This window comes from Lentibacter sp. (genome assembly GCF_965658795.1).
GTDB lineage: Bacteria > Pseudomonadota > Alphaproteobacteria > Rhodobacterales > Rhodobacteraceae > Lentibacter.
This window is the reverse complement of record NZ_CBFHTG010000003.1, coordinates 86,376-100,022: the sequence shown is the minus strand read 5'-3', so window position 1 is coordinate 100,022 and position 13,647 is coordinate 86,376. Positions and strand designations below refer to the sequence as shown.

The 13,647-nt window shown below is 61.3% G+C and carries 13 protein-coding genes and 1 pseudogene; 6 read left to right on the top strand and 8 right to left on the bottom strand.

From position 1 onward, the window contains the following. Positions 1-52: 52 nt before the first annotated feature. Positions 53-2,944: a valine--tRNA ligase gene (locus ACTG3X_RS03095; RefSeq protein ID WP_439109770.1), complete on the bottom strand. Its 2,892-nt coding sequence runs from the start codon at positions 2,942-2,944 to the stop codon at positions 53-55. Between the two features lie 324 nt (positions 2,945-3,268). On the opposite strand from ACTG3X_RS03095, the gene ACTG3X_RS03090 reads away from it, so the two are divergent. Further along, positions 3,269-3,475, top strand: coding sequence for a hypothetical protein (locus tag ACTG3X_RS03090; protein WP_439109769.1), 207 nt, complete (start codon positions 3,269-3,271; stop codon positions 3,473-3,475). Next, complete coding sequence (locus tag ACTG3X_RS03085) at positions 3,476-3,955, top strand: hypothetical protein (RefSeq protein WP_439109768.1); 480 nt, start codon at positions 3,476-3,478, stop codon at positions 3,953-3,955. A gap of 6 nt (positions 3,956-3,961) precedes the next feature. On the opposite strand, the gene ACTG3X_RS03080 is transcribed toward ACTG3X_RS03085, so the two are convergent. Beyond that, complete coding sequence (locus tag ACTG3X_RS03080) at positions 3,962-4,741, bottom strand: crotonase/enoyl-CoA hydratase family protein (protein WP_439109767.1); 780 nt, start codon at positions 4,739-4,741, stop codon at positions 3,962-3,964. A 54-nt stretch (positions 4,742-4,795) separates the two neighbouring features. Then, positions 4,796-4,966 carry a Tat pathway signal protein gene (locus ACTG3X_RS03075; RefSeq protein ID WP_439109766.1) on the bottom strand — a complete coding sequence of 57 codons (171 nt, stop codon included), beginning with the start codon at positions 4,964-4,966 and terminating at the stop codon, positions 4,796-4,798. Positions 4,967-5,064: 98 nt separating this feature from the next. On the opposite strand from ACTG3X_RS03075, the gene ACTG3X_RS03070 reads away from it, so the two are divergent. Together ACTG3X_RS03070 and ACTG3X_RS03065 are read left to right on the top strand one after the other, a co-directional pair. Further along, positions 5,065-6,174 (top strand): pyridoxal phosphate-dependent aminotransferase, encoded by a 1,110-nt coding sequence (locus tag ACTG3X_RS03070; RefSeq protein ID WP_439109765.1) that lies wholly within the window; start codon positions 5,065-5,067, stop codon positions 6,172-6,174. Positions 6,175-6,374: 200 nt separating this feature from the next. Continuing rightward, on the top strand, positions 6,375-6,554 hold the full coding sequence (locus ACTG3X_RS03065; RefSeq protein ID WP_439109764.1) for a hypothetical protein: 180 nt from the start codon (positions 6,375-6,377) through the stop codon (positions 6,552-6,554). On the opposite strand, the gene ACTG3X_RS03060 is transcribed toward ACTG3X_RS03065, so the two are convergent. From ACTG3X_RS03060 to ppk2, 3 genes are all read right to left on the bottom strand, one after another. Further along, positions 6,543-7,427, bottom strand: a complete 885-nt coding sequence (locus tag ACTG3X_RS03060) for a nickel/cobalt transporter (RefSeq protein ID WP_439109763.1) — start codon at positions 7,425-7,427, stop codon at positions 6,543-6,545. The two genes, ACTG3X_RS03065 and ACTG3X_RS03060, sit on opposite strands and share 12 nt — an antisense overlap. Beyond that, entirely contained in the window at positions 7,409-8,032 is a 624-nt protein-coding gene (locus tag ACTG3X_RS03055) for a DUF1007 family protein (RefSeq protein WP_439109762.1), read from the bottom strand. Before ACTG3X_RS03055 ends, ACTG3X_RS03060 begins: the two co-directional genes overlap by 19 nt. Before the next feature lie 76 nt (positions 8,033-8,108). Then, positions 8,109-9,005 carry a polyphosphate kinase 2 gene (gene ppk2, locus ACTG3X_RS03050; protein ID WP_439109761.1) on the bottom strand — a complete coding sequence of 299 codons (897 nt, stop codon included), beginning with the start codon at positions 9,003-9,005 and terminating at the stop codon, positions 8,109-8,111. A gap of 115 nt (positions 9,006-9,120) precedes the next feature. On the opposite strand from ppk2, the gene dtd reads away from it, so the two are divergent. Further along, entirely contained in the window at positions 9,121-9,558 is a 438-nt protein-coding gene (gene dtd, locus ACTG3X_RS03045; protein WP_439109760.1) for a D-aminoacyl-tRNA deacylase, read from the top strand. Between the two features lie 269 nt (positions 9,559-9,827). Here dtd and ACTG3X_RS03040 read toward each other — a convergent pair whose 3' ends face one another. After that, positions 9,828-11,018 carry a pyridoxal-phosphate-dependent aminotransferase family protein gene (locus ACTG3X_RS03040; protein ID WP_439109759.1) on the bottom strand — a complete coding sequence of 397 codons (1,191 nt, stop codon included), beginning with the start codon at positions 11,016-11,018 and terminating at the stop codon, positions 9,828-9,830. Positions 11,019-11,157: 139 nt separating this feature from the next. On the opposite strand from ACTG3X_RS03040, the gene ACTG3X_RS03035 reads away from it, so the two are divergent. After that, complete coding sequence (locus ACTG3X_RS03035) at positions 11,158-13,056, top strand: ABC transporter ATP-binding protein (protein ID WP_439109758.1); 1,899 nt, start codon at positions 11,158-11,160, stop codon at positions 13,054-13,056. A 241-nt stretch (positions 13,057-13,297) separates the two neighbouring features. Here the strand turns inward: ACTG3X_RS03035 and ACTG3X_RS03030 are convergent. Next, a pseudogene (locus ACTG3X_RS03030) lies at positions 13,298-13,606 on the bottom strand (glycosyltransferase); the annotation flags it as partial. Positions 13,607-13,647 lie beyond the last annotated feature (41 nt).

Below are 13,647 nucleotides of genomic sequence, written 5' to 3'. Positions count from 1 at the left end.
GGTGCGGGGGCTAGCCCCCGCATTGGTCGGATTTTCGAAGAAAATTCGAAGCCTAGATCTCAGCCAGGCGCTTCAAAGCAGCTTTCATAAGGCCTTCTTCTTCTTCACGCTCGGCAAGGTTGGCACGGGTCTCTTCAACCACCTCATCAGGCGCGCTGGCCACGAACTTGGGGTTGCCAAGGCGTCCACGCATACCGCCGATTTCTTTGGCAAGTTTGCCAAGGCTTTTTTCAAGCCGTGCTTTCTCTTCACCTACGTCGATGATGTCGGCAAGCGGCAGGCCAAATTCTGCCCCTGTCACGCTGAGCGCTGCGGTGCCTTTGGGGAAACTCTCCACAACATGCAACGCATCCATGCGTGCGAGCTTCTTGATAAGCGCTTCGCTGCCATCGTAGGCCGCTTGCGCCTCGGGGCTCATGTTGCGCACAACAACAGGTACTTTCAGCCCCGCGGGCACGTGCATCTGCGCCCGCACAGAGCGGATTTCTTCAATCAAACCAATAACCCAGTTCATCTCGGCATCGGCTTCAGCATCCACCAGTTCGCTGCCATATGTCGGCCAGTCGGTATGCGCGAGGATCTTCTGGCGCTCACCCAAAGTGCCCCAGAGCTCTTCTGTGATAAAGGGCATGATCGGGTGCAACAGCACCACGCACTGGTCGATCACCCAAGCCATCACAGCCTGTGTCTCAGCCTTGGTTGCGTCATCCGCATCCATCAAAAGTGGCTTGGAGAACTCGACATACCAGTCGCAGACCTTCCCCCAGACAAAGGCATAGAGCGCATTGGCCGCATCGTTAAAGCGGTACGCCTCAAGAGCCGCGTCAACCGTTTCGCGCACCTTGGCAGTTTCGCCGATGATCCATTTGTTCACCGTCGCATTGGCTTCGGGGATAGCGCCATCAGAGCCGATGGCCTCATGCATCTCCGCAAAGCGCGCCGCGTTCCAGAGCTTGGTTGTGAAGTTGCGGTAGCCCGTGATCTTCTGTTTTGAAAGCTTCAGAACACCGCCCAGTGCCGCCATCTGCGCGTTGGTAAAGCGCAATGCGTCAGCACCAAATTCATCAATTATTTCAAGTGGATCAATCACGTTACCCGTTGTCTTGGACATCTTCTTGCCCTTCTCGTCACGCACGAGCTGGTGCAGATATACCGTATGGAACGGGATCTCTTTCACGACAGCTTTTTGCATCATGATCATCCGAGCGACCCAGAAAAAGAGGATGTCAAAGCCAGTGACCAAAACGTCGGTCGGGAAATAGCGCTTCATCTCGTCGGTGTCTTCGGGCCATCCGAGTGTGCCAATCGGCCAGAGACCAGAGGAGAACCACGTGTCGAGCACGTCGGGATCGCGGGTGAGCGCTTGGCCACCGGCTTTTTCAACGGCTTCCGCCTCAGTTGCGGCGCAATAATGGTTGCCCTCACCATCATACCAAACCGGAATCTGATGCCCCCACCAGAGCTGACGCGAGATGCACCATGGCTCGATGTTCTCCAGCCAGTGATAGTAGGTCTTCTCGCCTGATTCAGGCATGATCTTGATCTCGCCGCCGCGCACGGCCTCGAGCGCCGGGCCAACAACTTTCTCGGCATCGACAAACCACTGGTCTGTCAGCATCGGCTCGATGACAACTTTGGATCGGTCGCCAAACGGCTGCATGATCGGCTTGTTCTCGACGAAGGGCACAAGGCGCGTCTGCGTCTCGCCCTCTTCGTCTTCGAACGCTTCCGTGACCATCACGGCGAGGCCTTCTGATGTGATCTGCTCAACCACAGCTTTACGGGCTTCAAAACGGTCAAGGCCGCGCAGCTCTTCGGGCACAAGGTTGAGCGCGTCTGCCTCTGCAATTGTCAGCTCTTTCAATCCCTTAGAGACCTCCATCGCAATGGTAGCCGCCTCATCATAGGATGCACCATCCGCACGCATTGCGCCTTTGGTGTCCATCAGGCGATAGAGCGGAATACCCGCGCGCTTGGCGACTTCATAGTCGTTGAAATCATGCGCGCCTGTGATCTTTACAGCGCCCGAGCCAAAGGTCATGTCAGGGTATTCATCTGTGATGATCGGGATCAGGCGGCGGTGCTCTTTTGGCCCCACAGGGATCTCGCAGAGCTTGCCCACGATGGGCGCATAACGCGCGTCATCTGCATGAACCGCCACGGCGCCATCGCCCAGCATTGTCTCGGGGCGGGTGGTGGCGATAGAGATGTAGTCGCGCTCCTCGGAGAGGGTCACATTGCCGTCTTCATCTTTCTCGACATAGGTATATGTCGCCCCGTCTGCGAGCGGGTATTTGAAGTGCCACATGTGGCCCGCCACTTCGATATTCTCGACCTCAAGATCAGAGATTGCCGTCTCGAAATGCGGGTCCCAGTTGACCAGACGCTTGCCACGATAGATGAGCCCCTGCTCATACATCTCGACAAAAACCTTGATCACGGCATCGTGGAAATTGGGCGAATTCTCATGGCCTGTGCGCGGATCTCCCTCAGCGCCAGCCATAGTAAAAGCGTTGCGATTCCAGTCACATGAGCAGCCAAGGCGCTTGAGCTGGCTCACAATTGTGCCGCCATATTGCCCCTTCCATTCCCAGACTTTCTCCAGAAATTTCTGCCGCCCGAGCTCGCTGCGCGAAGGCTGGCCAGAAGCAGCGAGCATCTTCTCGACCTGCATCTGCGTGGCAATGCCTGCGTGGTCCTGTCCCGGCTGCCAGAGCGTGTCAAAGCCGCGCATACGGTGCCAGCGGATCAGGATGTCTTGCAGCGTGTTGTTAAAGGCGTGGCCCACGTGTAGCGCACCTGTCACGTTGGGCGGTGGGATCATGATCGTGAAGCTCTCGTCGCGGCTGCGGTTCGCGCCAGCGGCAAAGGCGCCCTGAGCTTCCCACATCGCAGTGATGCGCGGCTCGGCTTCGCTTGCGTTAAATGTCTTTTCCATCGCCATAATCTCTCGCCCTTCTTGGGGTTTTCGCTTTGGCTTGGTCTAGCGAATGCGGCGCGAAAGTCCAAGGCCCAAAGCGGTGCGTACGCCCGCGTTAACGCCGCTCTCTCCCTGCAAAACCGAGGGGGTGATATGTGTGCACCGGGCGTGCACCATGCGTGCACCGCCCAAACCGCCCCAAAGATTAAGCCTTGTTACCTTAACGCAGCGCACGCAGCGTGGCCGCCGTTCACGAAGCGCAGGCTGCGGTTGGCGCAATTTTGCTGGTGGCACGGCCCGTTTCCCGGCTCAGTGCTGTCATATCCACAACCGATAAGGAGACCTCACATGTACCTCTTTTTTGAACGCCTCGCCGCAAGCCTTCTGGGCCCTGACGCGCCCGCCCACAGCCGCCGCCGCGCCCAGCGCCTTCTGGCCGTTGCCGCGATGGTCGGAATGATCACCCTGCTTGGCCCCGTCTTTGGCTACGGCCCCATGGCCTGTGCAGGCGTTCTGGTTCTGCTGCTCGCATCACCAGACAAGACAGGTGCATAAATGAGCGCGCTTTTCACAAGTGCCCCCCTGTGGGTCTGGCCGCTTCTGGCCATGTTGTTGGCACTTGGCCTCAACGCGATGCGCACACGCACCACACCCGCCTGGCCGCTCTATGGCCTGCCGCTTTTGGGCGTTTTATCGCTGCGCTCGGTGAGCGCGCTTGAGGCCTCAAACTGGGTCTGGGGTGTTTTCGCACTGGCTTACGCTCTGGGCGCTGTTTTTGGCCTGCGCTTTCAAGCCAGGCGTATTTTGAAAAAGGCGGGCAGGAAGGTGCTCCTGAAGGGCGAAGCCCTCACGCTCCCCTCGGTGATGGTGCTCTTTTGGGCAAACTTCGCCTTGGGCGTGCTCAGCGCCGTTGCGCCCGACGTGCTCGCAAGCTTTGGGTTTCAAGCCGGTTTTGCAAGCGTTCTGGCGGGTGTCTCCGGCAGCTTTTTGGGCCGCGCAGCGGCCATCTTGCGCGCGCCCAGAGAAGACGGTTAGCCAAAATCAAGCGCGCGTTTTTTGCATATTGGCGGCAATCACCTCCATTTGCTCGGGCTTGCCGATCAGGTCGGCCTGAGCACGGCTTTCGGCCAGAAGCACCGCGTCTTCATCAGCGCCGCTTTCGGCCAGCTCGATGAGCTGTTTGGCCGCGCGAATGGCGTTGGGACTTTTCTGCGCAATCACGGCTGCCAGCGCCTGAGCGGCTTCAAGCGGTGTGTCCGAAAGTTCGCTCACCAGCCCCCAGCCCAGCGCCTCTGCCGCCGTGACAGGCTCGGCCGTATAGGTCAGGCGGCGAATGACATCAGAGCGGGTGAGCTTGGGCAGAAGCACCATCCCCCCCATGTCAGGCACAAGGCCCCATTTCATCTCCATCACCGCGAGCTGTGTCTCGGGGTGACAAATGCGAATGTCAGCGCCAAGCGCCAGCTGGAAGCCCGCGCCATAAACCACGCCATGCAGCGCCGCAATCACCGGCACGGGGATGCGCCGCCAGACCATGACCAGCTCCTGAAAGAGATTGGTGTTGCCATACTCTCGCGGCATGATCCGCGCCTCGGGGTCACCCGCCGCAAGCATGGCAAAGCTCTGCACATCCAGCCCTGCACAAAAGGCGCGCCCCTCGCCCGACAGCACAACAGCGCGAATGCGCGCGTCAGCCTCAAGCGCGCGCCCGGCCGCAACAAGCGCCTCGGCCATTTCCATATCCACACCGTTCATCTTGTCGCCCCGTGTGAGGGTGACATGGGCGATGTGGTCTTTGATCTCGGTGGTGACACGGGCCATGGGCGATACTCCTCTTTGCGAGAAGCCTAACGCGGCGCAGCGGTGCGGCAAAGCCTAACGTAGAGGCACAATTTTCTCGACAGCGCGCATCATCCCGAGGGATTTGTCATAGACCAGCGTGAGAATGCGGCGGGTTGCTGCCTTACTGGCCACTGTGGGCACAGCGCGGGCTGTGCCCGCGGCCAGCGCCGTTCCGATAAAGCCGCGGCGGGTGAGATGTGGCATGATACGCCCTTCCAGTTGCGAGTGACTCTCATGTAAGGGCTCTTTGAAGCATTACAAGCTCTCTTGCCGCCGCGCCCCGCTTCAGATTAACAAAGCGCATGACACATACTCGCTTCACACAGCTCGCAGAGAGCCTGCCCGCCACCGTCCCGTTTGTCGGCCCTGAAGCGCATGAGCGCGCGACAGGCGTTGCCTTTAAAGCCCGCATCGGGGCCAATGAAAACGCCTTTGGCCCCTCGCCCAAGGCGCTTGAGGCCATGCGCGCAAGCCTTGCTGACATCTGGATGTATGGCGATTCTGAGAACCACGACCTGCGCACAGCCCTTGCGGCGCTGCACGGCTGCACCCCCGCCAACATCATGGTCGGTGAAGGAATCGACGGGCTTTTGGGCTATCTTGTGCGCCTGCTGGTTGAGCCGGGCGATGCGGTTGTCACATCGGATGGGGCCTACCCCACCTTCAACTACCACGTGGCAGGCTTTGGCGGCGTGCTGCACAAGCTGCCGTATAAAGACGACCACGAAGATCTCCCCGCACTCATCGCCAAGGCGCGTGAGGTCGATGCAAAGCTGATCTACTTCGCCAACCCCGACAACCCGATGGCCACCTGGCACAAAGGGGCCGATGTGGTCACAGCGCTTGAGGCGCTGCCCGAGGGCTGCCTTTTGGTGCTGGATGAAGCCTATATCGAATTTGCCCCCGAAGGCACAGCAGCGCCCGTTGATATCAACGACCCCCGTGTCATTCGTATGCGCACCTTCTCAAAAGCCTACGGTCTCGCAGGCGCGCGGGTGGGCTATGCTCTGGGCGCGCCCGGGCTCATCACCGCATTCAACAAAATCCGCAATCACTTCGGCATGAACCGCACCAGCCAGATCGGCGCGCTGGCCGCGCTTCACGATCAGCCCTATTTGGCCGAAACCCTGGCCAAGACAGACGCCGCGCGCGCAGAGATCGGGACCATCGCCGCTGAAAACGGGCTAAAGGCCATCCCCTCTGCCGCCAATTTTGTCACCATCGATTGCGGTGCAGACGGTACTTTTGCCAAGGCCGTGCTGGACGCGCTTGTGGCGCGGGGTCTCTTTGTGCGTATGCCGTTTGTTGCCCCCCAAAACCGCTGCATTCGCATCAGCTGCGGCACAGAGGCGGACCTTGCTATGCTCAGAGCTGCTTTGCCCGACGCCCTGAAAGAGGCGCGCAACGCCTAGGTCTTTCTTTTTGCCCTAAATATCCAAATCCTGCCCGCGCAAACAGCGCAAGGCTTTCAGCTGGCAGAGCCATCACGGGGGGCGGGCCGCGCCAGCGGTCCGCCCCCCGTAGCGATGCACGCAGTCCAGCGCAAATCCTCGCAAAAAAGTTAACCCGCTTTTGAAAAACCTGCGCTAACCTTGAAGCAGGAGAGAGCGCCATGCAAAACCGCCCGGTCACAAAAGCGCCAAACTACACCAGCGCCGCCCTGATCATGGGGTTTGTCAACTTGCTCTGGATTTTGGGCGTCATCATGGTCACGCTTGGCTTCCCCGCGCTGCTCCTCACAGCGCTTGGCTTGCATATCCTGCTCAACCGTTGGGAAGCACTATACCAGTGACAGCGCCACAAGCGCGATGAGCGCGCCAGCGCCCAGCTCCAGCGTGGCGGCAAGGCGGCGCGCTGCAGGGCCAGCGGCCGTCGCGCCAAAGGCGCTTTCGCGCATCATCACAGACAGGACAGCCACCAGCACCGTCACACTCGCCGTGCCAAGCCCCATGACAAAGGCCCCCGCAACGCCGACAGCATCGATCCCCAGCCGCCATGTGAGGATGAGCAGGAACAGCGCGCCCGTGCAGGGGCGGATCGCCACCGAGCCGATGACGAGCAGCGCATCGCGCAGGCTGTGGACCTGTTCGGCCTCATCCGCGCTAGGCCCGTGTTTGTGCCCGCAGCCGCAAGAGCCATCGGCCTTGTGGCCGTGGCCCCGGTGCTGCCAGTCGTGAAACAGTTTGCGCGCGCCGCGCGTTGCCAGCCAGAGGCCGACCAGCGCAATCGCCACATACGAAGCAGGCGCAAGCCAGTCTTCGGCCAGCCCGGTCATGGCCTGACGGGTGAGGCCAAAGGCAAAGACACCCGCATAGACCAGCACAACCGCCGCCGCCGCCTGCCCCAAGCTTGAGAGCACCGCCAGCGTTGACAGTCTGAGCACAGGCACACGCCGCGCAGCGCCATACCCGCCGATGATCAGCTTGCCGTGCCCCGGCCCCGCCGCATGAAAAAAGCCGTAGGCAAAGCACAGCCCCATAAGGCCCCAGAACGCGCCCGGATCGCCCGCTTTGAGCGCGCGCAAAAGGCCGGCCATGGCGTTTTGCACCGTGCGCTGGCCCTCTGCGGCCCATGCCGAAAGATCAGCCGCGCCGCCCAAGCCCCAAAGCCAGAGCGCCGCAGCCCCCGTGGCCAGAAGGGCAAAAATCAGGATCCAGAATCGCATGTCACAACTATCTCGTCTGCAAAAGCTTCGCCAACTTCGGGGTAGTCGGCCTCGGGGTCATCGACGCTGTCGCCCATAAGGTCCATGACCATCTGGGTGGCTGCCGACACATCGGCTTTGACCACCTCGGCCTTGCACCCCACAGGCAGATCAATGCCAAGGCCAAGGTCGTAGGCGGTGTAATAGGTCGGATCAAAGGCCTTGAGGCTGAGCGCGGCATCCGCGCCTTCCAGCGAACGGTAGTGACGCGAAATGATCTGCCCCGCCATAAAGCTTGTGCCACGGTTTTGCGGTGCGCCGAGCTTAAGCCGCCCCGCCGCGCTTTGGGCGTAAAGATCGCCTTCAAAGCCATCCACCCACTGCAAATCAAAGCCGTTGAGGCGCTCGAGCTCGGGCATGGTGAGCTGGCCGTCAAAGTCGCTATCCAGCTCCATATCTTCCAGCACCAGCAGCGAATAGAGCTCGTCATAGCGCCAGGTGACCTCAACGCCCTGAATGGCCCCGCTCTCGGAGGCAACAAGGCGCAGGCCTGTCTCGACAAAGACATGCGGATGCGCCTGCAAGGGCGCGGCCAAGAGAAGGAGACAGGCTGCAAAATAACGCATGACTATGCCTTAGATGTCAAAACGCCCCCCCGCAATGGGGCGGCTTGGCGGCTGGCAAAAAAGCGCCAGCCCCTCTTTACTTACCGCGCCGCTGATCAGGGTGAAGCGAGGCGCCAAGAATATGATTTGAGCGGTGAATCACGTGGTTGGCACTGGAGCAGATGAGCGGGTCAGGCTCGCCCACCACGTTTTCGTCTTTGCCCGGGTAGTCAAGGCTGGCCAGAAAGTGGCGCATACAGGCAAGGCGCGCGCGCTTCTTGTCATTGGATTTGACCACGGTCCACGGCGCATCGGCGGTGTCGGTATAAAAGAACATCGCCTCTTTGGCTTCGGTGTAGTCATCCCATTTATCAAGGCTGGCCTTGTCAATCGGGCTGAGCTTCCATTGCTTCAACGGGTCTGTCGCGCGGCTGGCAAAGCGGGCGCGCTGCTCTTCTTGGGTGACGGAGAACCAGTATTTGTAGAGCCTGATGCCCGAGCGCACGAGCATTTGCTCAAAATCGGGGGTTTGGCGCATAAACTCCAGATATTCGTTCGGCTCACAAAAGCCCATCACCCGCTCCACACCTGCGCGGTTGTACCAGCTGCGGTCATAAAGGACGATCTCGCCATTGGTGGGCAAGTGCTGCACATAGCGCTGAAAATACCACTGGCCGCGCTCTTCATCGGTGGGTTTGTTGAGCGCGACAACACGTGCCGAGCGTGGGTTGAGGTGCTCGGTGAAGCGCTTGATGGTGCCGCCTTTGCCTGCCGCGTCGCGGCCCTCAAAGATCATCACAAATTTTTCGCCCGTTTCTTGCGCCCAATGCTGCACCTTCAAAAGCTCGGCCTGAAGCGCGGCTTTCTGCGCTTCGTAGTCTTTTTTGCCAAGCTTGGTTTTGTAAGGGTATTTGCCACTCTCAAACGCACGGCGCACCTCTTCCAGTGAGGGTGTGGCTTCGGTTTTTGGTGTGGCTTTTGCATTGGCTGTCATTGCGCGCGTCCCTTTCGTTGGTGTGTCTTTGGGTCTGCGCTACCTCAATTTGCGCGCTTGCGCCTTGACCTCGCTCAAGCTTTTCTGGCTTTTGGGCAAAAATCAGGAGGCAAGGATGAGAGCAGTTTTGCAACGGGTCCGTGAGGCGCAGGTGCGTGTTGACGGTGCAATGATCGGGCAGTGCGGTGCTGGTCTGATGATTTTGGTTTGCGCCATGCAGGGCGATACAGAGGCTGCGGCCGAGAAGCTGGCGCTGAAGATCTCCAAACTCAGGATGTTCAAGGATGACGCGGGCAAGATGAACCGCTCGCTTGTGGATATTGGCGGCGCGGCGCTGGTGGTGAGCCAGTTCACCTTGGCGGCTGACACCTCACGCGGCAACCGCCCCGGCTTCTCTGCGGCTGCCGCGCCCGAGGATGGCGCGCGGCTCTATGAGCATTTTGCGGCATGTCTGGCCGCCCTTGGCATAGCTGTGGAGACAGGGCGCTTTGGCGCGGATATGCAGGTGAGCCTTGTGAACGACGGCCCCGTGACGCTCTGGGTAGAGAGCTAGGGGCAAGCGGGCGCAGCGAAAGTCGGCAGTGAGCCCAGAGAGAACCTTCGATTAGGAGCACCAAGCCGGTTAACAGCCGCGTAGCGGCCCGGCTATCGTCAGCCCCTCCCTTGGGCTGGCGATTTGGCAGATGCAGGCGCGCCATTCGTTCTGAGGATGTGCTTGGCGGGCATGAAGCGCCTTTCCAAAACCGTTAGGTCGCCACCCCAGGGGCTGACGTTCGCCTGCGTCGCGAACGGCCGCTTCGTCCGCACAGCAGACATCCCCCCCTACGCCAACACCTGCGCCGCGGCATCCAGAGCCCCCGCGCCGCGCGGGACTTGCAGGGCCGCGAGGCCTGCCTCGATACTGCCCAGCGCGCCCATGATCATGCTCGCGTTGACGTGGCCCATGTGGCCGATGCGGAAGAACCCGTCCCCCGCGGGGTCATCGGCGGTGGACATGCCAAGGCCGATGCCCAGCGTCACGCCTGCCTCGCCCTCTGTCCACTGGCGCAGGCGCTTGCCCACGGTTTTGCCGATTTGCAAGGAGGTTACAGCACAGGAGCGGTGCGCGACCTCGGGCACGTTGAGCGTGAGCGGGCCGCCTTGCCCCCAAGCGTCACACGCCGCCCAGATGGCCTGTGCAAGCGTGGCGTGGCGCGCCCAAACGGCCTCCATCCCTTCGCTGTGCAGCATATCCAGCGAGACTTGCAGCCCGTAGAGGTGGTGTGTGGGCGCTGTGCCTGCGAAATACTGCCAGAAGGCCTCGGGGGTGCCGCGCGGCGTCCAGTCCCAATAGTGGCTGACACGCGCCATACGGCTGCGTACGGAAGCCGCCTTTTCGCTATAGAACACAAAGCCCAGACCCGGCGGCACCATGAGCCCCTTTTGCGAGGCTGCGACCATGACATCAACGCCCCAAGCGTCCATCTCAAAGACATCACAGCCCAATGAGGCGATACAATCGACCGCCAAAAGCGCATCATGGCCAGCCGCATCAATGGCTTTGCGGATAAGCGCGATATCGTTTTTGACCGAGGTCGAGGTGTCCACATGCGTGCAAAGCACCGCCTTGATCTTGCCCGCGCGGTCTGCGCGCAGGGCCGCTTCGAGCGCTTCGCCCGCGACAGGGGCTGTCAGGCCGCACTCCAGCGGGAGAACGTCAACACCGAGCCCTTCGGCAACCTTGGCCCAGCCGCGCCCGAAGTGGCCGTTGATCACGCCAAGCACCGTATCGCCCTCGGCGACGATATTGCTCAGCGCGGCCTCCCATGCCGCGTGGCCGTTGCCGATGTAGATGGTGGCGAAGGCCTCGGTGCGGGCGACGCCTTTGAGCCCTGCAATGAGCGAGGGCATCATATCGGGCAGCTCGCCCTCGTAGATGTTGGGGGCTGTGCGGTGCATGGCGCGCAGCACCGCTTCGGGCATGACCGAGGGGCCGGGTATGGCCAAATAATTACGTCCACCTGCGCCTGACATGCTGCCACTCCTTTGCGATCTCTGCCGCGACTTTAGCCGCAAGCGGGGCCGCGTCAATGCGGTGCGCACACTGCAAAACCTTGCCACTGTGCGCCCCCTTCTCTAAACGCAGTGAGAAGGCAGCAAAGATTGGGCCAGAATGACCAAGACACCCCCGACCCGTGACACGCAAAGCTCAGACAGGCTCTTCAGGTGGCTTTGGGGCACTTACCTGAAGCGGTTCTCGGCTTTCTTGGGGCTGGCGCTTTTCTTTATGGTCATCGAAGGCTCGATGCTGGGCGCGCTCAGCTACATCATGCGCCCGATGTTTGACACCGTGTTTATCGAGGGCAACGAAAGCGCGATCTACTGGGTGGCGCTGGCTATTTTCGGGATTTTTGCGGGGCGCGCTGTGGCCTCTGTCGGCCAGAAGATCACGCTGGCCTATATTGTGCAGCGCATGGCCGCAGCCCTGCGCACCGACCTTTTGGCCCATATCATGCGTCAGGACGGGGCCTTTCATCAGACCCACCCGCCCGGCTTTCTGATCCAGCGGGTGCAGGCCGATGTTATGGCCATCAACGATGGCTGGCGCGCCCTTGTTATGGGGGCCGGACGCGACTTTATCACGCTGATGGTGCTCATGGGGGTTGCTGTGTCAGTTGACTGGCGCTGGACGCTGGTGGCCCTTGTGGGCGCGCCGCTCGTGCTGGCCCCGACGCGGCTGGTGCAGAAGTTTGTGCGCGCGCGGGCCCGCGAAGCGCGCGACCTTGGCGCACGGCTGGCAACGCGGCTTGATGAGGTGTTCCACGGGATTGTGCCTGTGAAGCTCAACCGCCTCGAGCGCTACCAAAGCGAGCGCTACGGCGCGCTGACGGACAAGCTGGTTAAGGCCGAATTGCGCGCCCATGCGGGCAGCGCTGTTGTGCCCGGTCTCATTGATATCATGTCTGGTCTCGGGTTTGTCGGCGTGCTGGTCTACGGCGGCTCCGAGATTATTGCGGGCGAAAAGACAGTCGGGCAGTTCATGTCTTTCTTCACCGCGATCGGCTTTGCCTTTGAGCCGCTGCGCCGCTTGGGCGCTGTGAGCGGGCAATGGCAGATTGCGGCCTCAGGCATCGAGCGGTTGCGCGAGCTTCTGGACACAAAGCCAAGCCTCACCTCTCCGGCCAAGCCCAAGCCTGCGCCAAAAGGCACGCCCGAGATCAAGCTGAACAATGTGACGCTAGCATATGGCGACACAACAGTGCTCAACGGCGCGAGCTTTACGGCGCAAGCAGGCAAAACCACAGCGCTTGTGGGGGCGTCGGGGGCGGGCAAATCAACCGTCTTCAACCTGCTCACACGGTTGGTTGACCCAGACAGCGGCGCTGTCACCATCGGCGGTGTCGAGACGCGTGATATGTCACTGGGTGATTTGCGCAGCCTCTTCTCTGTGGTCAGCCAGGACGCCGCGCTCTTTGACGAGACCCTGCGGGAAAACATCTTGCTGGGCCGCAGCGATGTGAGCGAAGCGCGCCTGAAAGAGGTCATCGAGGCGGCACATGTGGCCGACTTTTTGCCACAGCTCTCAGACGGGCTCGACACACCCGTTGGCCCGCGCGGCTCAAGCCTGTCGGGTGGGCAGCGCCAGCGCGTGGCGATTGCGCGCGCTTTGCTGCGCGATACGCCTATCTTGCTGCTTGATGAGGCCACTTCGGCACTCGATGCAAAGTCGGAAGCTGTGGTGCAAGACGCGCTGGAACGGCTCTCAAAGGGGCGCACCACATTGGTGATTGCGCACAGGCTTTCGACCGTGCGCGACGCACATAAGATTGTTGTCATGGATGCGGGCCGCGTTGTGGACGAGGGCAGCCACGAAGCGCTTTTGAAGGGCGACGGGCTTTACGCCCGTCTGCATGACCTCCAGTTCAAGACGAACGGTCAGACTGCCGATACTGCTGCGCTAGCAAAGCAGGGTCTGCGCCAAGCAGGTAGCGGGCCAGAGACAGAAGGTTCTGCGCGCCGCGGCGCGTCCAGCCTGATCTCTCGTATTTTTGCGCGTCTGTCAGGGCAGTAAAGCCAAGCGGCACAAGGCAGCCCTTGAGCGCGCGGGCCAGTGCCACATCTTCCATCAGCGGCAAGGGCGGGAAACCGCCCTTTTCTGTGAGCAGCTCGGCCGAAACCAGCAGCCCCTGATCGCCGTAAGGCAGGCCGAAAAGGCGCGAGCGCAGGTTGGCCCAGCCCGCCACAAAGCGCGGCGCAAAGCCGCGCGCGGCAAAGGCCAGAAGCCCATAGCCCGCTTTGTCAGGAGCCGCAGTCAGGTGGGCCAGCACAGCGCGGCTCCAGCCGGCTTCCAGCACCGTATCGGCGTGGATGACAAGCAGCCACTCGCCCTTGGCCGCAGCAACCCCGCGTGCGATCTGGCCACCGCGCCCTGCCGCGCCTGTGCACCAGAGCGCGCCAGCGGCCTCGCCTATGAGCTTGGTTTCGTCGCGTGAGCCGCCGTCTGTCAGGATCAGCTCGCGGATCAGCCCCGCCTCGAGCCCCTCGCCCAATGCCCCAAGGCAGGCGGGCAGGCCCCGAGCCGCGTTTAACGTAGGAATAATGACCGAGATTGGCGCGCGCATGAATGGCCCCTTTTGTTCGCCCTGCCCTCCCCTATATTACG